15 protein-coding genes are annotated in these 18,439 nt (G+C 57.7%); 5 read left to right on the top strand and 10 right to left on the bottom strand.

From position 1 onward, the window contains the following. Nucleotides 1-54 precede the first annotated feature (54 nt). Nucleotides 55-1,275: a lytic murein transglycosylase gene (locus tag O8B93_RS15270; protein WP_269710780.1), complete on the bottom strand. Its 1,221-nt coding sequence runs from the start codon at nucleotides 1,273-1,275 to the stop codon at nucleotides 55-57. Nucleotides 1,276-1,470: 195 nt separating this feature from the next. On the opposite strand from O8B93_RS15270, the gene galU reads away from it, so the two are divergent. Further along, nucleotides 1,471-2,358, top strand: a complete 888-nt coding sequence (gene galU / locus O8B93_RS15265) for a UTP--glucose-1-phosphate uridylyltransferase GalU (protein WP_006313444.1) — start codon at nucleotides 1,471-1,473, stop codon at nucleotides 2,356-2,358. Between the two features lie 60 nt (nucleotides 2,359-2,418). On the opposite strand, the gene uppP is transcribed toward galU, so the two are convergent. Continuing rightward, on the bottom strand, nucleotides 2,419-3,918 hold the full coding sequence (uppP, locus tag O8B93_RS15260; protein ID WP_269710779.1) for a polysaccharide biosynthesis protein UppP: 1,500 nt from the start codon (nucleotides 3,916-3,918) through the stop codon (nucleotides 2,419-2,421). A gap of 417 nt (nucleotides 3,919-4,335) precedes the next feature. On the opposite strand from uppP, the gene O8B93_RS15255 reads away from it, so the two are divergent. Beyond that, the gene (locus O8B93_RS15255; RefSeq protein WP_269710778.1) at nucleotides 4,336-4,701 is read left to right on the top strand and encodes a PAS domain-containing protein; all 366 of its coding nucleotides are present in this window, start codon (nucleotides 4,336-4,338) and stop codon (nucleotides 4,699-4,701) included. A 58-nt stretch (nucleotides 4,702-4,759) separates the two neighbouring features. Then, nucleotides 4,760-5,755, top strand: coding sequence for a KpsF/GutQ family sugar-phosphate isomerase (locus O8B93_RS15250; protein WP_269710777.1), 996 nt, complete (start codon nucleotides 4,760-4,762; stop codon nucleotides 5,753-5,755). Between the two features lie 75 nt (nucleotides 5,756-5,830). On the opposite strand, the gene O8B93_RS15245 is transcribed toward O8B93_RS15250, so the two are convergent. The 6 genes from O8B93_RS15245 to O8B93_RS15220 form a co-directional block, all read right to left on the bottom strand. Then, nucleotides 5,831-6,295 (bottom strand): NfeD family protein, encoded by a 465-nt coding sequence (locus O8B93_RS15245; protein WP_269710776.1) that lies wholly within the window; start codon nucleotides 6,293-6,295, stop codon nucleotides 5,831-5,833. Between the two features lie 2 nt (nucleotides 6,296-6,297). Beyond that, entirely contained in the window at nucleotides 6,298-7,347 is a 1,050-nt protein-coding gene (locus tag O8B93_RS15240) for an SPFH domain-containing protein (RefSeq protein ID WP_269710775.1), read from the bottom strand. Between the two features lie 57 nt (nucleotides 7,348-7,404). Next, nucleotides 7,405-8,439: a ferrochelatase gene (gene hemH, locus O8B93_RS15235; protein ID WP_269710774.1), complete on the bottom strand. Its 1,035-nt coding sequence runs from the start codon at nucleotides 8,437-8,439 to the stop codon at nucleotides 7,405-7,407. Nucleotides 8,440-8,788: 349 nt separating this feature from the next. Next, nucleotides 8,789-10,702, bottom strand: a complete 1,914-nt coding sequence (locus tag O8B93_RS15230) for a 5'-nucleotidase C-terminal domain-containing protein (RefSeq protein WP_269710773.1) — start codon at nucleotides 10,700-10,702, stop codon at nucleotides 8,789-8,791. 215 nt (nucleotides 10,703-10,917) lie between these two features. Continuing rightward, nucleotides 10,918-11,292, bottom strand: a complete 375-nt coding sequence (gene omp10 / locus O8B93_RS15225) for an outer membrane lipoprotein Omp10 (RefSeq protein WP_174010275.1) — start codon at nucleotides 11,290-11,292, stop codon at nucleotides 10,918-10,920. A gap of 149 nt (nucleotides 11,293-11,441) precedes the next feature. Beyond that, nucleotides 11,442-12,887 carry a homospermidine synthase gene (locus O8B93_RS15220; RefSeq protein ID WP_269710772.1) on the bottom strand — a complete coding sequence of 482 codons (1,446 nt, stop codon included), beginning with the start codon at nucleotides 12,885-12,887 and terminating at the stop codon, nucleotides 11,442-11,444. Nucleotides 12,888-13,145: 258 nt separating this feature from the next. On the opposite strand from O8B93_RS15220, the gene O8B93_RS15215 reads away from it, so the two are divergent. Next, nucleotides 13,146-14,054: a sensor domain-containing diguanylate cyclase gene (locus O8B93_RS15215; protein WP_269710771.1), complete on the top strand. Its 909-nt coding sequence runs from the start codon at nucleotides 13,146-13,148 to the stop codon at nucleotides 14,052-14,054. Here O8B93_RS15215 and O8B93_RS15210 read toward each other — a convergent pair. Both O8B93_RS15210 and O8B93_RS15205 read right to left on the bottom strand, forming a co-directional pair. Further along, entirely contained in the window at nucleotides 14,051-14,686 is a 636-nt protein-coding gene (locus tag O8B93_RS15210) for an aminotransferase class IV family protein (protein WP_269710770.1), read from the bottom strand. The two genes, O8B93_RS15215 and O8B93_RS15210, sit on opposite strands and share 4 nt — an antisense overlap. Nucleotides 14,687-14,741: 55 nt before the next feature. Continuing rightward, the gene (locus O8B93_RS15205; RefSeq protein ID WP_269710769.1) at nucleotides 14,742-16,592 is read right to left on the bottom strand and encodes a M3 family oligoendopeptidase; all 1,851 of its coding nucleotides are present in this window, start codon (nucleotides 16,590-16,592) and stop codon (nucleotides 14,742-14,744) included. A 169-nt stretch (nucleotides 16,593-16,761) separates the two neighbouring features. Between O8B93_RS15205 and O8B93_RS15200 the strand changes: the two genes are divergently transcribed. Further along, nucleotides 16,762-18,309 carry a sigma-54-dependent transcriptional regulator gene (locus tag O8B93_RS15200; RefSeq protein ID WP_269710768.1) on the top strand — a complete coding sequence of 516 codons (1,548 nt, stop codon included), beginning with the start codon at nucleotides 16,762-16,764 and terminating at the stop codon, nucleotides 18,307-18,309. The last annotated feature ends 130 nt before the right edge of the window (nucleotides 18,310-18,439 follow it).

Below are 18,439 nucleotides of genomic sequence, written 5' to 3'. Positions count from 1 at the left end.
CTTTCCGGAGGCATCGGCGGCGTCCATGACGCCGCCGAATTCGCCGGGACATTATCAATTGCGCAGGGCTCTCAGTAATCGCTGCGATGGCTCGCCGTCATTCTGCATGCCCATGCGGGACTGGATGGCGCTGATGGCGGCTTTCGAACCGGAGCCGAAATTGCCGTCGATCTCACCATCGTAATAACCGAGTTCCTTCATACGCGTCTGAAGCTCGAATTTTTCGCGAATATCCAGCGTACCGTCCGGGCGCGGCCATTTCTGCTGCATGCCGCCATAACCGGCGATTTCATCCGCAAGCAGTCCAACGGCCAGCGCATAGCTGTCGGAGGCGTTGTATTTCTTGATGGTGAAGAAGTTCTTCATCATCAGGAAACCGGGGCCGTTTGGACCGCCCTGCAATTTCAGCATGGCGCGATCGGTTCCGCGGGTGAACGTCTTGCCGTTCGGGCGGGTGAAGCCGAGCTTCGACCATTCCGCGATGGACTTCGTCTGCCCTTCGTAACGGGCACCGCCACGCGGCACGGCGGTTTCGTAACCCCAGGTCCGGCCGGGTTCCCAGCCGTTCTTGGCAAGAAGATTGGCGGCCGTCGCCAGGGCGTCCGGAACGGAATGCCAGATGTCGCGCTTGCCGTTGCCGTCAGCATCGACCGCATAGAGCAGGTAGCTCGTGGGAATGAACTGGGTGTGGCCCATGGCGCCCGCCCAGGAGCCCGTCAGCTGTTTGGGGGTGACATCGCCGGACTGCAAAATCTTGAGCGCGGCGATCAGCTGCGTGCGCGCGAATTTCGCGCGTTTGGGATCGGAATAGGCGAGTGTCGCCAGCGCTTGTGGAATGTTGTGCAGCCGCTCCGGCTTTTCAAGAACCGCGCCGTAATTGGATTCCATCGACCAGATGGCAAGAATGATGTGTTTGTCGACGTTGAAGTTACGCTCGATCCAGTTGAGCGTCGTTGCATGTTTCATCTTCATTTCGCGACCGATCCGCACCGTATACGGATTGACGCGGGAATCGACGTAATCCCAGATCTGGGTGGTGAATTCCGGCTGGAAGGTCGCCTTGCGCAGCGCGTCCGGATCCGGCTCGCTGACACCGGCAAAGGCCTTCTGGTAGGTCGCCTTGCTAATGCCTTCTTTGGCGGCTGTTGCGTAGAACTGGTTGATCCACTGCTTGAACCCCTGATCGGCCCGGGCCGAGACGGGGGAAAACGAGATCGCCAGGCCAGCAAACATCATGCAACCGAATTTGCGGACATTTGAAAGGGTCTTTGTCATCGTCAGTCTTTCGTTCTCTCGAATATCATTTCGATTGCGAAAACGCATCGGGCGTCGTCATGGATAACAAAAGAATGTCAACAAATTCTTTACCATTAATAGATGGTAGCGTCACCCTTTACAAAACGTTGTTATTTTTGAAATAACAACAGTGTGCGGGGATTGTGATTAAGTTTTATCTCTCAGGAGGGATATGTGGTAGAACAGAAGAAAATTCGGAAGGCCGTATTTCCGGTCGCAGGTCTCGGTACACGTTTCCTGCCCGCCACCAAGGCAGTTCCGAAAGAAATGCTCACCGTCGTCGACAAGCCGGTCATTCAATACGTCGTCGATGAGGCGGCGGAAGCGGGCATCGAGCATTTTGTATTTGTCACCGGCCGCGGCAAGGCAGTGATCGAAGATTATTTTGATATTCAATTTGAACTTGAACAAATGCTGCGCGAGCGCAACAAGAATGCCGAGCTGACATTGCTGGCCGGCCTTCTGCCCAAGGCGGGCACCGCAAGCTTCACGCGCCAGCAGGTGCCGCTTGGTCTCGGCCATGCGGTCTGGTGCGCGCGTGATATCGTTGGCGACGAGCCTTTTGCCGTGCTTTTGCCCGACATGATCATGCATTCGCAGAAAAGCTGCCTGAAGGGTATGGTCGAACTTTACGACCAGACCCAGGGCAACGTCATCGCGGTGCAGGAATGCGCTCCCGACCAGACGCATAAATATGGCATTGTCGGCGTAGGAAATGCCGTCGGCGAAGGCTTCAAGATTACCGAAATGGTCGAAAAGCCGGCCAAGGGTACGGCGCCGTCTAATTTCTATATCAACGGTCGTTATATCCTGCAGCCGGAAATTTTCGATATTCTCGAAAATCAGGAACGCGGCGCCGGTAACGAAATCCAGTTGACGGACGGCATGCTCACTCTCGCCAAGTCGCAAGAGTTCTCCGGCTATCATTTCCGTGGGCAGACCTTCGATTGCGGCGCCAAGGATGGTTTCATCCTGGCAAACGTCGCTTTCGCACTGGAACGCGGCGATATCCGTCCGGCCATCGAGGAGCCGATCAAGGCTCTGATCGAGGGTCTGAAATAATCGACCGGAACACACAAGGAAATCCCGGCCTTCGCGCCGGGATTTTTGTTTTTGGGCTCGTTACCGCTTCAGGACAAGCCCCGCGCCGATACGCAGTTCATTGCTGTCATAAACCGGGGTCCACTGATAGCTGACGTCTGCGGTCAGGTCGAGATAGCGGTTCAGCCCCCAGGTCAGGCCGGCGCCAGCCGTATATTCCACGGCGTCCTCTGTGCTGGAGGAGGGGAACGTGCGATGCACGATCTGCCCGGTCAGACGCGCGACCAGATTGTTGCGCAATTCATGGGTCAGGCCGGCATCCAGGCGATAGGAAATCCAGCCTCCCTGCGGCCCGCCGGCAAAGTCCTCTATCGTCGTGCGCAGTCCGAGATTGACATTCGTGCCGCGCTGGGGAGACCAGTTGAGTTTGCCATCCAGCGTCAATGCACCGATCGCGGCCAGGCGATCGTCGTCATATTCCTTGCGCAGATAGCCGATGGCGGCCTCGCCGCGGGTCTTTTCGCCGAGATCGACTTCTGCGCCAACCTTCGCCCCATAGGCATTGGAGGAACGGGCATAGCCCGAATTGTCGAGGCGATTGTCATATTTGGTCGTCCCCACATTCAGTTCAAGGAAGGGGATCAAAGCAGGCGATAGTTCATAGCCGATGCGTCCGCGCAGGTTCGCGCCCTTCTGGTCGCGATCGCTGAGGCTGATCGGCCGGCCATCGAGGCCCTTTGCATCCGTATAGACGGTGCGTGAGAGATCGAGCGCTGCGAGCCCGCGCAGCTTGCCGAAGTCCCGCTCTATCGATGCGCCGGCGGTGAAGCGGTGCTCCCCACCCTGCACGGCAGCGCCGGTCAGGGCATTGGGGTCCGTGGTGCCTTCACGGCTGAATTCATAACCCGCCTTGAGATTGGCGGTCGTTTCCGCACTGAGATCAAGGCGCAGATTGGCTTCGATATTTGCCCGGGGTTCTTCGCCATTCTTGTTGCCGCCGAAGTTTCTCTCCCAGGCGCCATCGCCCGTCACCGTCAGCGCGTGCCGGGACCAGTCGCTGGTGAGCGTGCCGCGTATACCCGTCGTCAAATAGTTGCGCCGGGAGGGGCCGCCCGTATTTGTCTGTTTTTCCGTATTCACTGTCTGGCTGATCGAAGGCCTGAGCAAGAATGTGCCGAGCCGGATACCGGGTGTTTGTCCGGGTTCGGTTGCTATACGCGGATTTTCCCCGCCGTCCATTGTCGGCTCATAGGGGTTCTCGGCCTCGGTAGAAGGTTGGCCCGCTTCGTCCGGCTGTTCGTAGATCGGGTCGCCGGGATTGTTGGACGGGCGCCAGAGTTGTGGCGCTGGCGCGGGTGTGGCCTGAACTGTGCCTGTGCTTATGTTTGCCGTGCCGTTCGTCGTCGGGCTGGTTGAATCGGATCCGTCGGCAGCGGAAGCAGTGCCCGGCACAAGTGGTGTAGCTGTCGCTGCGGTTTGTGCGAAGGCGCTTCCGTGCGGGTAAAAAATCGTGCAGGCAAGCAGCAGGGTCGCTGCTTTCCGCGACGTCGGCAGACGTGTGGCGGTGCCCTTCACGCTCATTCCTTTTCACCCGGCGAGTTTGGTCGATGCCGGATCGAAAGCCCACCAAGGCATTTCTTCAGGCCCGATGATTGGCAGGCCGATGAAATGACATGAAGAAACCAGGGACCAGACAGGCGACGCAAGTTTTAACATCGCTTTAACAATAGGTTTTTTATGGTTAACAGTTGATAAAGAACGGCGTGATTTCGGTGTTTGGGCACGGGTGAAATATCAGCGAGGTCTTCTGTGCCAAGCGGCAGCCTGATCGCGGCGATCCGGATTGCCAGGCGGAACTGCCGTCAAAGCAAAATATTTCTAATATGCGAAGATTAAAACGTTTCAATTTGGCACGGAATTGTCCTATGCTTACACAGAGCGATCGTAAATCGTTCAACAAATCGTATTGAATTTTATTATATGTGACAGCATCGTTTCATGAATCGCGTTTTGAACATCCGGCAAGTCGGTTTTTATTGTTGGGATATTACCAATGACCGCTTCTATCTCGATGAAATATGCGCGGAACTCTTCGGGATTTCGCTGAGACAGGCGATGCAGGGCATCAGCATTTTTCAGATGCTTGAAAAAGTGGATCTCGATCATCGAAACCGGGTGATCGAGACGGCGCTGTTGACGCTGAAGGCCGCGAGCTTTTACGACCAGGAATATGCCGTGCGCCGTAGCGATGGTTCCATCTTATGGGTGAGGACGCTTGGGCGATATCTGGTCGATGAGGAAAACATCCCCTTCAAGCGGCTTGGAACGATGGAAGAGATCTCACCGCCCGATCTGCGTCACTAAAAACAGGACTGAACGGGAGAGAGTGGACTTATTCCGGCTGAAAGAGTAACAGTCGGCCATGATTACGCGCGCCGTCAAACTGGTCGAAGACAATGCCATCGAATCCGCCGTGCGGACGATTTCGATGGAGCGGGCTGGCCTTGCCGCCCTTGAGGCTGCCCTGAGAAACGGCCTTTCCGAGCCCTTCTGCAAGGCAATCGAGACCATCGGCCAGTCGAATGGCCGTCTCATCATTACCGGCGTTGGAAAAAGCGGTCACATAGGCGCAAAGCTTGCCGCTACCTTCGCCTCCACGGGAACGCCTGCCTTTTTTGTGCATGCGGCAGAGGCAAATCACGGCGATCTGGGCATGATCGGCGGCGATGATGTGGTGCTGGCGATTTCCAAGGGTGGTGAAAGCGCGGAATTGCGCAGCATCATCAATTATTCCCGCCGTTTCTCCATTCCGCTCATCGCACTCACCTGTTCGGAAAATTCATCGCTGGCACAGGCTTCCGATATCGTGCTTCTGGTGCCCAACGAGCAGGAAGCCTGCCCGCTCGGCCTGGCACCAACCACCTCCACATTGATGCAGCTGGCGCTGGGCGATGCCCTTGCTGTCGCGCTCCTGGAGGCGCGTAATTTCACAGCGGGCGACTTCAAGGTGTTCCACCCCGGTGGCAAGCTGGGCGCGAGCCTGACGCTGGTCAGTGATATCATGCATACGGGCGATCGTGTGCCATTGGTCAACAAGGGAACGGCCATGCCCGAGGCGGTGGGCGTTCTCTCGCGCAAGCATTTCGGCTGCGTTGGCATTCTGGATGAGGATGGCCGTCTGTGCGGCATCGTCACCGAGGGCGACATGGCGCGCAACTTGTCGCGCAACCTCGCCGAGCTGGTGGTCGACGACATCATGACCCGCAGCCCGAAAACCGTCAAAAAGTCAGTGCTGGCGACTAGTGCGCTGGCGACGCTGGAGAAATTTCACATCGGCGCGCTGATCGTTGTCGATGACGACAACCGGCCGATCGGGCTGGTGCATTTCCACGATCTCCTGAGGATCGGCGTCGCTTAAGCCCTTCCGCGGAAAGTTGACATCGATCTTCTGTCTGGAAAAGCGGCCTCGACGCTGTCGGCCAGTTCCTGGAGCTTATCGGTCCATCGGCTCGATTGTCAGCGTGCGCCCGCGCGCCGACGCAATCCTGACACGGGTTCCGGCCGGCAGGTCTTCGCCATTCACCGGCCACCAGGTATCATCAAGCCTTATCCGGCCGCGTCCTTCGACGATCGGCTCCTGCAGGGTTGCGGTGCGGCCGACAAGGCTTGCTTCGCGCTGGTTCAGGAAGGGTTCGTCGCTTACCGCGCGGTTTCGTCCGAAATATCTCCGGCCGAGCAGGGCGAAGACCACCGAAAGCGCGGCAAACAGCACCAGCTGCAATTGCCAGGCCCAGAATGCCGTTTCCCAGAAAAACAGCGAAAACGCACCAATGACCAGCGCGGCAATCCCGATCCAGATCAGGAAAACGCCGGGCGCGATGAGTTCGGCGGCAAGCAGCACGAAGCCGACGATCCACCAGCTCCAGGGTCCCAGCTCAGTGGCAAGCCGTTGCAACATCGTTACTTCTCCGATGAAGAGCCGAAGGGATTACCCGGAATGGAAACATTGATGCTCTGGCCGGAAGACCGGGTCGGCGGCACGGAGCGGGATGAGGTGGAGGGGGCAGGCGCGCTGGGAGCATCGCCCTTGTCGCCGAACACTTCTCTCGCAATCGTGCCGATGCCGCCGAGAGAGCCGATCAGCGCTGAGGCTTCCATCGGCATCAGCACGATCTTGGAATTCTTGGCGGTACCGATCTCGGCAAGCGCTTCGGTGTATTTCTGGGCGACGAAATAATTGATGGCGTGGACGTTACCGGCGGCAATGGCTTCCGAGACCATGCGGGTGGCGTTGGCTTCGGCCTCGGCCAGACGTTCGCGTGCTTCAGCATCGCGGAATGCCGCCTCGCGCTGGCCTTCGGCTTCCAGAATGGCGGATTGTTTTGCACCTTCCGCGCGCAGAATCTGGGCGTTGCGGGCGCCCTCGGCCTCCAGCACCTGTGCGCGTTTTTCACGCTCCGCCTTCATCTGCCGCGCCATGGAATCGACGAGGTCTTTAGGCGGTGCGATATCCTTGATCTCGATGCGGGTGACTTTGATGCCCCATGGTCCCACGGCCTCATCGACCACGCGCAGAAGGCGATCATTGATGGCGTCGCGGTTTGACAGCAGCTCATCGAGGTCCATCGAACCCATCACCGAACGGATGTTGGTCATGGTGAGGTTTTCGATCGCCATTTGCAGATTGGATATCTGGTAGGCAGCCTGCGCGGCGTTCAATACCTGATAAAAGGTAACGGCATCGGCCGAGACGCTGGCGTTGTCGCGGGTAATGACTTCCTGCGTGGGGATATGGAGCACCTGCTCCATCACATTCATTTTCGAGCCGATGCTTTCGAAGAACGGCACGATGAGGTTCAGACCGGGTTCGAGCGTGCGGGTGTAACGCCCGAACCGTTCAACGGTGTAACGATGCCCCTGCGGCACGGTCTTGATGCCGGCAAACAGCACCAGAATAACCAGAACAACCGCCGCTATGACGACGATGTCGAAACCGCCCAATGCAATCATCACTTTCCTCCTAGGATCAGAACGTCCGGGATTTATCCCAACAACGTTATGGCAAGATTACACCCAGCCTTGCAACTCCCGTCTTACAACCTTTTCGAGAACGTTCATGCCTTCGATGCTGTCGTTCAGGCAGGGGATATGGGTGAATTTCTCTCCGCCATTATGCAGGAAAATCTCTCCGGCTTCACCGGCAATTTCTTCCAGTGTCTCAAGACAATCCGATACGAAGCCGGGATTCATGACGGCAATGCGCTTTATACCCTCCGAGGCCAGCTTCTCCACGGTCTTGTCGGTATAGGGCTGCAGCCATTCTTCCGGTCCGAAGCGGGACTGGAAGGTAATCATGAAGTTCTTCTCCGTCCGCCCCAGAGCCTCCCGCAGCAGACGGGCGGTTTTCTGGCAATGACAATAATAGGGATCACCCTTTTTGAAATAGGATTGCGGAATGCCGTGGAAGGAGGTGATCAGCATCTCCGGCTCCCAGTCCAGCGTCGCCAGATGGTTTCTGACGGAAGCTGCGAGCCCTTCGATATAGGCCGGATCGTCATGATAAGGCGGAACGGTGCGGATGGCGGGCTGCCAGCGCAGCTTCATCAGATGCTCGAAAGCCTTGTCGTTCACGGTTGCCGTGGTCGAGGCGGCATATTGCGGATAAAGCGGGAAGAGCAGGATTTTTTCGCAACCCTGTTCCTTCAGCGCATCGATCTTGGAGGCGATGGAGGGCTGTCCGTAACGCATCGCCCAGTCGACCACGACATTGGGCAAGTCCTTCAGCGCCGCAGCCATCAGCTCGCCCTGGCTGCGGGTGTAGGTGCGCAGATAGCTTTCATTGCGCTCGTGGTTCCAGATTTCCTCATAGGCCTTGCCGACCTTCTGCGGGCGCTTGTTGAGGACGATGCCGTAAAGGATCGGATACCAGTAGAGACGGGACCATTCGATCACGCGCTTGTCGCTCAGAAACTCCGCCAGATAACGGCGCATCGGCCAATAATCCGTGCCGTCAGGCGTGCCGAGATTGACGAGCAGGACGCCGACCTTGCCAAAGGTTACACGGGGATGGTTTGCGGGGAGTGCGGATAGTTCTGTCGCCATGAATGACACCCTGAAACTCGGACTGGTTATGTGAGGAGCGGTTTCGCCTCTGAAAGGCCTGAACACTCCATCTTCTGTTTAGCGCCCAAACACAAACCGTGACGTGGTTTGGCCGGAAACGCCCGAGCTATACGCTCGGGCCGTCATTTTGTTCACGTGTTCTAGACGAAATTTTTCAGGATTAAACCACCGGCGGAGGCTATTTCCGATGCCGGCGCGACCGCAGGCTGTCTTTTGCCAAAATTTGATCTGTAGGTATTTGTTTTCATAGGAAAAATAAGAAGCCGGCCCCGTTGTTCGGAGCCGGCGTCGTGTGTGCGGCAAATTGCCCTGTCCGTTCCCGTCCGGCTTATTGAGCCGGCAGTTCCAGCTCTTCGCCGATCTCGATGTGGTTCGGCTGCTTCAGCGTGTTTGCCTTGGCAATTTTGTGCCAGAGAGCGCCATCGCCATATTTCTCGGCGGCGATCTTCCAGAGCGAGTCACCCTTTTCGACGACATATTTGCTAACGGCGGCAGCGGCCGCAGCCGGTGCCGGGGATGCAGGTGCCGTTGCAGCCGGTGCGGTGGCGGCGGGCGCTGCAGGAGCCGGAGCAGGTGCGGTTGCAGCAGGCGCCGGTGCCGCAGGCTTTGCCGGGGCGACATAGCCTGCAGGCGTCACTTCGCTGATGCGGCCGTCGGTATAGGGCTTATAGGGGCTGTTGGCGGTGATATAGGCCGCAACTGCGTCTTCAAGATTGGGGCCGAAGTCATAGGCGTTGATGGCGTTGGTCGCAAAGATCTTGAAGCCATCACCACCGGTGCGCACGTAATTATTGGCTGCGACGGTATAGGTCTTGGCGGGATCGAGGGGCACGAAGGCGTCGCCTTCCTTGACGTCGACCGAAACAATGCGGCTGCCGGCCGGCTTGGAACGGTCAAAGGAATATTTCATGCCGGAAACCTGCATGAAGCGGCCGGCGCCATCGTCGATCTGGCTGACACCGTTTTCGAGGGCGGCGCGAATATCCTCACCCTTGAGCTGGAAGGTCGCAACGGTGTTCTGGAACGGTAGAACCGTCAGCACTTCACCCATCGAGACATCGCCGCCGTCGATGGAGGAGCGCAGGCCGCCGCTGTTTGCAAAAGCGATGGTGACGCCCTGATCCTTGACGCGCGCCAGCGTCGCATCGGCCACCAGATTGCCCATGGAGCATTCTTTCACGCGGCAAACCTTGCGGTCGCCTTCGATCGGACCTTCCGAGGTGCCGACGACCTTGGATTTCAACGCCTCGATCGGCGCCTTCAGCTCATCGATGCGCTTTAGCGTGGCTTCGTCGGGTTTGAAGGTGGAGTCGATCAGGATGGGGTCGCCCTTGCTTTCCTTGACCACGCCATTGTCGTCGAAGACCACTTTGAGGTCACCGAGATATTTGCTGTACTGACCGGCCTGAACCACCGGAACCTTGTAACCGCCGGGATTGTCGACGAGAGTCGGGTAGGGGCCTTCGGCCTTCTGGTCGGTGTTGGACAGCAGCGTATGGCTGTGGCCGCCGACCACGACATCGATATCAGGGATTTTGGCAATGAATTCGAGGTCACGCGGATAACCGACATGGGTGAGCGCGATGATCTTGTTGACGCCGTCCTGCTTCAGCTTCTGTACCTGTTCGCTGATCTTGGCGACATCTTCCGCGATGGTGATGTTGGGGCCGGGTGTTGCCAGTTCCGCCGTGTCGTTGGCGACAGCACCGACGATGCCGATTTTCTGGCCGCCGACTTCAAGCACGATGGAGGGCTTGACGCGGTCACCGATTTTCGAGGCGGCGGTGGCCACCACATTGGCGGTCACGACGGGGAACTGCACCTTGTCGAGGAAGCCGGCAAGGCCGTCTTCGCTATCGTCGAACTCGTGGTTGCCGACGGTCATGGCGTCGAACTTCATGGCGTTCAGCACTTCCGCTTCCACCGTACCCTTGTAGGTGGTGTAAAACAGCGAGCCCTGGAAATTGTCACCGGCATTGAGCAGGAGAACATTTTTCCCACCTGCCTTCAGTGCGTCACGCGTCTGGTTGATTGCGGTCAGCAGGCGCGCGGCGCCGCCGAAGCACTCGTTTTTGCCTTCCTCTTCCGCCGAGCAGGTCGAATCGAATTTGTTGATCGATTCAATACGGGAGTGAAAATCGTTGATGTGAAGAATGTTGAGCTCGTAATCGGCAAGAGCCGCTCCGGCCGAAAGCGTGATCGCCGAAACGCTCAGCATGCCCAGTCCCAATATTTTCTTCATGGTCCCTCTCTCCTGTTCAAAGCGGAAGCCCGGGCCGGTTGATCATTCGCCGGCCGTGCTCATTCTCTAATCCAAAATCATGTCAGTCTTTCAAAACGGGATGTTTCCATTTAGCGGCAGTCGCCGCAAGCGAAATATGACAGTTGCGCAATAAAGAAAAACGCACGCCGAAGGCGTGCGTTTTAGAAGGTCATCTCATTGAAAAGGCGAAGTTATCAGCCCTGACGCGTCAGCGAGAACTGGCTGTTCGTGTCCGTCGTGCAGTTCAATTGTGACGGGGAGACGAGCGCGCAGTTGACGCGCGACTGCGTGTTGCGCACCAGCGAGGTCATGTTGATTTCGTAAAGCGTCGGCGAAATCGTGACATAGGTGCCTGAGGCCAGAAGCGTGTTGGTGTCGGTCGAACGGGTGGAGAAGGCGCCGTTCTGGAAGGTCGATATGATGCCGTTGCGGTCGATCCAGCGGCCATCGACGGCCGGTCCGCGGGAAAGCGAAGGCGCCATCGAGGTCTGCTGCGAGGGTCCCGGTGCGACGCATGAAGACACCGCGATGGCGGCACTAAGCAATGCAGCGCTTGTCTTGAAGTTCATGAGCCTGTTCTCCTGCGATTCGATGAAACCTTCTATGCTTCGACCATGCCGTGAAGCGTTGCTTATTTCAAGGCAACGTTGTTCGCTCTCCCCGGTTCCTCATGTTGTTGAGGAAAGTCCCGGCGTGGCAAATATGAGACGCCGATCCCTCAGCGCACCAGGATGTTGCGGAACTGCCAGGGATCGGACATGTCGATATTGTCCGGGAACAGTCCCGGCCGGCCGTCAAGCGGCGTCCAGTCGGTATAATGACCCTCGACCGGGCCGAGATAGGGACGCTGCACCTCGAGGCAACGGCGATAATCCATCTCATCCGCCTCGACGATGCCGGCCTCGGGGTTTTCGATCGCCCAGGCCATGCCGGCCAGCACCGCCGAACTGACCTGCAATCCGGTAGCATTCTGACTGGGGGCAAGCGAACGCGCCTCCTTGAGGCTCAGCCGCGAACCGTACCAATAGGCGTTCTTGTCGTGGCCATAGAGCAGAACACCTAATTCGTCCGCACCGTCAACGAGTTCGTCTTCGCCAAGCACATGCTGGATCGGCTGCGGGTTGCCGCCATTGCCGAAAAGTTCGTGCAGGGAGAGGATGGCGTCGTTGCAGGGGTGGTAGGCATAGTGGCACGTCGGCCGATAGGTCACGTCGCCATCATCGTTGCGGACGGTGAAGTAATCCGAGATCGAGATTGCTTCATTGTGGGTGACGAGAAATCCATATTGGGCTCCGAGCCCCGGGCACCATGTGCGCACCCGCGTATTGGCGCCGGGCTGGTCGAGATAGATCGCCGCCTTGCTTCCCTTCTTCTGCTTTTTGGCGTTTTTCGGCATCCAGTTTTCATGCGTTCCCCAGCCGAGTTCGGCTGGCTGAAAACCTTCGGCGATAAAACCCTCCACGGACCAGGTGTTCCAGAAAGCGCCGAAGGGTTTCAGCTCTTTCGCCCGCTGGGTGTCGCGCTCGGCGACATGCACGCCCTTGACGCCAAGCTGCTGCATCAGCTTTGCCCAGCCTTCCCGATCGTGCGACTGCGGTTCCTCGATGTCGAGGCCGGTATCCTTTGCAAGATTGACGAGTGCCTGCTTCACGAACCAGGACACCATGCCGGGATTGGCGCCACAGGTGGAAACCGCGGTCGTGCCGCCGGGCTTGCGCGCCCTTTCCTTCAGCATGGTCTCGCGCAGCGAATAATTGGTTCTGGCGCGATTGTCGGCATCGGCGTCGAAATAGAAGCCGGGCCATGGTTCCACGACGGTGTCGATGTAGAGCATGCCATGCTTGCGGCAGATCCGCATCAGATCGACCGAGGCGGCATCGACCGAAAGATTGACGCAGAAGCCCTGACCCTGCACGCCTTTGAGAAGCGGCTTGAGAACTTCCTTATAGTTCTCCTTGGTCAGATGTGTCTGGACGTGACGGATATTTCTTTCCGCCAGAAACGCAGCGATGTCCTCGCGCGGATCGATGACGACGAGCCGGGTTCTGTCGAAATTGAAATGACGCTCGATCAACGGAAGAGTGCCGCGCCCGATGGAGCCGAAGCCGATCATGATGATGGGGCCGTCAATATCACCGTAAATCGGGTAGTTTGCGTCCGTCATTCGTCAATTTTCCTTTTTCAGCCAATAAGTAAGCTAGATCATAAAAGCGTGCCACAATAAAGGGCAGGTGGATGACGGACATATGACGGTGATGACGCCGCGATGGGTCTACACATTCTTTCCACCAATTTCTGCCTCTTCGCATTTTAGAGAGTGCGTTTATAATTAAGTCCTGATTTTCGTATATATGTCCAAAGACTTGGGGACTTTGGCCGTATCGCGACAGGGAATTTTTAGCCATAGCAGGGGAGCTGCCTGTTGAATGATCTTTTGGAGCGTGTTGCAGCTCTTCAGAGTGCCACCCCCGTTCTTATCGCCCTTTACGATTCCAGCGACCGGCTGCGCCATGCCAATCCGTCGTTTCGGGAAAGCTTTCAGCTTTCCGATGGTGATTTTCCGAGCTGGGCGGATATCATGCGGCTGAACCATCGGCTGCGCACCGGCGTCGTCATCCGCAACGATGATTTCGAAGGATGGCTGCTCTCGGCGCAATCCCGGCGCGGCAAGCTGCCCTATCGTGCCTTTGAGATGGACCTTTATGACGGTCGCTGGTTCTGGATGACGGAGACGGTGCAGCAGGATGGCTGGATGCTTTGCGTCGCAAGCGACGTTACCGAATTGCGTCAGGGTTACAGAACGCTGCGGCAGGACCGCGATCTGGCAGTGCGGGCCTCGCAGACGGATGAATTGACGGGCACGGCGAACCGTCGCTTCGTTTTCGCCAAGCTCGCCTTGCAGGTGGAACAGGTTTCCAAGGGGCTCGAAGCGTCCTTTTGCCTCTGCACGCTCGATATCGATTTTTTCAAGCAGATCAACGATCGCTTTGGCCACAAGTGCGGTGATGCGGTGCTGCGCGATTTTGTCGGCATCGCCCATTCCGTCATCCGGCGGGTGGATTGTTTCGGCAGGATCGGCGGAGAGGAGTTCATGCTCATCCTGCCGCGCAGTTCAATTGCCGAAGGCCGGGAGATTGTCGAACGGCTGCTGCAGAAGGTACGTCTTTCCAGACCGCTCTCGGAATTCCCGGATTTTTCCTATAGCTGCTCGGCCGGCATGACGGCCTTTCGGATGCTGGAAAGCGCAGACGATGTTTTCATGCGCGCCGATCAGGCGCTTTATGCGGCCAAGGAAAAAGGCCGCGACCGGCTTCTGGCGGTCACGGTCTAAATCAATTCCGCTGCAACTAATCCATTCAGCGAATTGCCGACGAAAAGTTTTCGACCGACAATATCCTCCGGCCTCAACGCCTGTCCGCGTGCCCGGCGTTCGCGGATAAGATCGGCGCGCAAAACACCCGGCAGAATGCCGCTGTCGAGCGGCGGCGTCAGCATCGGCCCTTCAGGCATTTCGACGAAAATACTGGTCGACGATCCCTCGCACAATTCGCCGCGTTCGTTGAGCAGCAATACCTCGTCTGCCTCCTCGGCCGAAAATTCGGCGCGGGCGGCGTCATAGGGTTCACGGCGCGACGACTTGTGGCGATAGAAGGTGTCGGCGGAATCGAGTATGGTCTGTCTGGCAATGCGGACACGCCAGACAGCGTTTTCGGGCAATGGACGGAATTCAGCCGTTTCGATATCCAGCTCGCCCTTGTAGTTCATGACCAGCCTGACACAGAGCGGCTTTTCACCGCCCACCTGTTTTTCCAGTGCCTTAACCGCATTGACGGGCGCGCGAAAACCCAGCGCATCGGCGGAGCGCAATAGCCGGCGCATATGCTGGTCGATGCGCTGAAAGCCCGTCTGCGGCTCCCATCGCAGGGTTTCCCTCAAGGTCAGATCGGCGGGTTTGCGTTTCATGGCTTATGCTCGTCGCCTGGATGGTTTGCAGGTATCTCTCTGCCGGTGGAAGAGATTAAGCCTGCTTCCTGTCCAATTCTTCCAACTCGTCGATCAGCCCTTCGATCATCGAAAGGCCCTTGTCCCAGAAGGAAGGATCGGTCGCATCGAGGCCAAAGGGTTTCAGAAGCTCGGAATGGTGTTTGGTGCCGCCGGCTTTGAGAAGTTCGAAATATTTCTCTTGAAAGCCCGCTTCGGCCTTCTGGTAAACCGCATAGAGCGAGTTCACCAGGCAATCGCCGAAGGCATAGGCGTAAACATAGAAGGGTGAGTGGATGAAATGGGGGATATATGTCCACCATGTCTCGTAACCTTCGGAAATCCGGATGGCCGGGCCGAGGCTTTCGGCCTGAACGGAAAGCCACAATTCGCCGATCTGTTCCGAGGTCAGCTCGCCCTCCTTGCGGGCGGTGTGCAGCTTGCGTTCGAATTCGTAAAAGGCGATCTGGCGCACGACCGTATTGATCATATCTTCGACCTTGCGGGCGAGCATGGCCTTGCGCTCCCGGATATCTTTCGTGTCGTCGAGCAACTTGCGGAAGGTCAGCATTTCGCCAAAGACGGACGCTGTTTCTGCAAGCGTCAGCGGCGTTGCGCACATCAGCGCGCCCTGCTGGCCGGCCAGCACCTGGTGCACGCCATGGCCAAGCTCATGGGCGAGCGTCATCACGTCGCGCGGTTTGCCGAGATAATTGACGAGCACGTAAGGATGGGCTGAGGGCACGGTTGGATGGGCGAATGCGCCCGGTGCCTTGCCGGGACGGGCGGGGGCGTCGATCCACTCTTCATCGAAGAAACGGCGGGCAATATCGGCCATCTCGGGGGCGAAATTGCCATAGGCGGAAAGCACGGTATCCTTCGCCTCATCCCAGGGGATGATCGTATTCGACGTATCGGGAAGCGGCGCGTTGCGGTCCCAATAATTCATCTGCTCCATGCCAAGCCACTTCGCCTTCATGGCGTAATAACGGTGCGAAAGGCGCGGATAAGCCTTTTTGACGGCGGCAGCCAAGGCATCGACCACCTCCCGCTCGACACGGTTGGCGAGGTGGCGGCTATCGGCAATATCCTCGAACTTGCGCCAGCGGTCGGAAATATCCTTGTCCTTGGCAAGCGTATTGGTGATGAGGGTGAAGACCCGCAGATTGTCCTTGAAGGTGGCGCTCAATGCTTCCGCCGCCTTCCTGCGGGTTTCCGGCTCCGGCTCCTGCAGCATGTTGAGCGTCACTTCCAGAGAAAGGCTGGCGCCATCAATGTCGAAACGCAGATCGGCCATCGTTTCGTCGAACAGGCGGTTGAAGGCTGCCGCGCTGGTCATCGATTTTTCAAGAAAAAGCTGCTCCAGCTGATCGTCGAGCTGGTGCGGCTTGTCTTTGCGCAGGTCTACCAACCAGGGACGGTAGTGGCCCGCTGCGGAATCATTCGCCATGCAGGCATCCATCACGGCATCGTCGATGCGGTTGAGCTCCAGCGTGAAGAACAGGAGATGTGCGGAAATATCTGTCAGTTTCGCCTGGGCATCGCCGTAAAGCTTGCCGTTTGCCGGGTTCGACGTATCGGAAAAATAGGTAAGGCCGGCAAAGGAGCCGATGCGGCCAATAAGGTCGTCCAGCGCTTCATAGTCCTTCAGCGCCGCGCCGATACCGCTCTCGCCTTTGGCCTTCGCGGCGGATTCGAGCTTGCCCTTCCATTTTGCCTCGAAAGCCGCTGCCATCGAAGCCGCCTTTTCGAGATCGCCCTTATATTCCGGTGAATCCCCCGACGGATAGAGATCCGAGAGCTTCCAGCCGGGCAGATCGCCGAGCACCGGGCCGGATGTTTCGGCAAGCGAGAATACGGGTTGCGGAGCGGGGCGGTCGACGGTCATCGGACGTATCCTTCTGGTTATGCTTTCAAAGCATATGGGGACCCTATTTCCCGCGGCAATGGATAAAATGCAAGCAATTCTCAAAACTGGATGTTCAAATCTCCCGTGCCAGAGTGCGGCATAAGGGACCGCATGAAGCAGGTCCATAAACCGGAAACCGGAGCTAAAAATGACCGCGCATGTTCTCGTGATAGACGATGATCCCGTCCAGCGCCGCCTGCTCAAAAATGCGGTGGAACGTTATGGGCATCTGGCCTTGCTTGCTGAAAACGGCAAGGCGGGGCTGGAATTGCTCAAGCAATATAGTGGTGAGATCAACGTCATCGTCCTCGATCTGATGATGCCTGAAATGGACGGGCTCGCCTTTCTGAAGGCAGTCGGCGAACTCGGCACGGATGTTCCGGTCATCGTCCAAACCGGTCAGGGCGGCATCGACACCGTTGTGCAGGCCATGCGCGCCGGCGCTTTTGATTTCGTCGTGAAGCCGGTTTCGCCGGAAAGGATCGGCGCCGCCATCTCCAATGCGCTCAAGCTCGACAGGAGAGAGGCAAAGGCCCGCACGGGCAGGCGCGGACGGAGCAACGCAGTGAATTTTACCGATATCGTTTCCGCAAGCCCCGCAATGCTGAGGGTTATCGAATTGGCGCAGCGCGCCGCCCAGTCCAGCATTCCCGTGGTGCTGGAAGGCGAATCCGGCGTCGGCAAGGAAATGGTCGCCCGCGCCATCCAGTCGAGCGGCGACCGAGCGAACAAGCCGTTCATAACAGTCAATTGCGGTGCCATCCCTCATAATCTCGTGGAAAGCATCCTCTTCGGCCACGAGAAGGGCGCGTTCACCGGTGCGACAGAAAAACACGTCGGCAAGTTCATGGAGGCGGATGGCGGCACGCTGTTCCTCGATGAAATCGGCGATCTGCCGCTGGACGTGCAGGTGAAGCTGCTCCGTGCCGTCCAGCAGGGCGAAATCGAAACGGTCGGCTCCGCGCGGGTGCAGAAGGTCAATGTGCGGCTGATTTCGGCCACCAACAAGAACCTCATCGAAGAGGTGAAGGAAGGCCGCTTCCGCGAGGACCTCTATTATCGCCTTAATGTCTTTCCGATCACCATTCCGGCGCTGCGCCGTCGCAAGGAAGATATTCCCCATCTGGCGCGGGTTTTCGCCGAACGCTTTTCGGCGGAACAGAAACTGCCCAATGCCGTCGGTCTAGATGCCAGTGCGCTGGCGCTGCTGACGGCCTATGACTGGCCGGGTAATATCCGCCAGCTGGAGAACGCCGTTTTCCGCGCCGTGGTTCTGTCGCAGGGTGAGGAACTGTCGGATTCCGATTTTCCGCAGATCGCGCTGCAGCTGCCTGAATTTGCGAATGGCGATGACGGGGACGATATCATCCACTCGCCATCCGGATCGTCGTTGAAGCTTGCGGCCTATTCGCCGCCGCCGTCGCCGGCTGCCGAAAACCATGCCGTCATCGAGGAGCCGTCGGATATCTCCACCACCATTTATCGGGGCGGAAACCTGATCTCCAGCATGGACGATTCGGGCAATATCCGGAAACTGGCCGAGATCGAAGAGGAACTCATCCGTTTCGCCCTGCGTTTTTATCGCGGTCAGATGAGCCAGGTTGCGAGAAAGCTCGGCATCGGCCGCTCGACGCTTTATCGCAAGCTGAAGGATTATGGCATCGATCCGGATGATCCACTTCGAGATGCCGCCTGAGGGTCCAAACCGCTTATTCCCGGGCAGATCGTGAAATTCGTTAACTTCTGAGCAAGGATATCCGCTTACCGTCTATAAACCTCTTGTTAGTGGCTGATTCACTATGTAGAGGAAGGTTGCATGTGTGTGG

The sequence above is a fragment of the Martinezella rhizogenes genome (genome assembly GCF_027460065.1).
Lineage (GTDB): Bacteria > Pseudomonadota > Alphaproteobacteria > Rhizobiales > Rhizobiaceae > Agrobacterium > Agrobacterium rhizogenes_C.
This window is presented reverse-complemented; position numbering and strand designations above follow the sequence as displayed.

Excerpts from the sequence above, each read along its gene's own strand:
- O8B93_RS15270 (WP_269710780.1), bottom strand. The coding sequence starts at position 1,275 with ATGACAAAGACCCTTTCAAATGTCCGCAAATTCGGTTGCATGATGTTT.
- uppP (WP_269710779.1), bottom strand. The coding sequence starts at position 3,918 with ATGAGCGTGAAGGGCACCGCCACACGTCTGCCGACGTCGCGGAAAGCA.
- O8B93_RS15255 (WP_269710778.1), top strand. The coding sequence starts at position 4,336 with ATGAATCGCGTTTTGAACATCCGGCAAGTCGGTTTTTATTGTTGGGAT.
- O8B93_RS15250 (WP_269710777.1), top strand. The coding sequence starts at position 4,760 with ATGATTACGCGCGCCGTCAAACTGGTCGAAGACAATGCCATCGAATCC.
- O8B93_RS15245 (WP_269710776.1), bottom strand. The coding sequence starts at position 6,295 with ATGTTGCAACGGCTTGCCACTGAGCTGGGACCCTGGAGCTGGTGGATC.
- O8B93_RS15240 (WP_269710775.1), bottom strand. The coding sequence starts at position 7,347 with ATGATTGCATTGGGCGGTTTCGACATCGTCGTCATAGCGGCGGTTGTT.
- hemH (WP_269710774.1), bottom strand. The coding sequence starts at position 8,439 with ATGGCGACAGAACTATCCGCACTCCCCGCAAACCATCCCCGTGTAACC.
- O8B93_RS15230 (WP_269710773.1), bottom strand. The coding sequence starts at position 10,702 with ATGAAGAAAATATTGGGACTGGGCATGCTGAGCGTTTCGGCGATCACG.
- omp10 (WP_174010275.1), bottom strand. The coding sequence starts at position 11,292 with ATGAACTTCAAGACAAGCGCTGCATTGCTTAGTGCCGCCATCGCGGTG.
- O8B93_RS15220 (WP_269710772.1), bottom strand. The coding sequence starts at position 12,887 with ATGACGGACGCAAACTACCCGATTTACGGTGATATTGACGGCCCCATC.
- O8B93_RS15210 (WP_269710770.1), bottom strand. The coding sequence starts at position 14,686 with ATGAAACGCAAACCCGCCGATCTGACCTTGAGGGAAACCCTGCGATGG.
- O8B93_RS15205 (WP_269710769.1), bottom strand. The coding sequence starts at position 16,592 with ATGACCGTCGACCGCCCCGCTCCGCAACCCGTATTCTCGCTTGCCGAA.
- O8B93_RS15200 (WP_269710768.1), top strand. The coding sequence starts at position 16,762 with ATGACCGCGCATGTTCTCGTGATAGACGATGATCCCGTCCAGCGCCGC.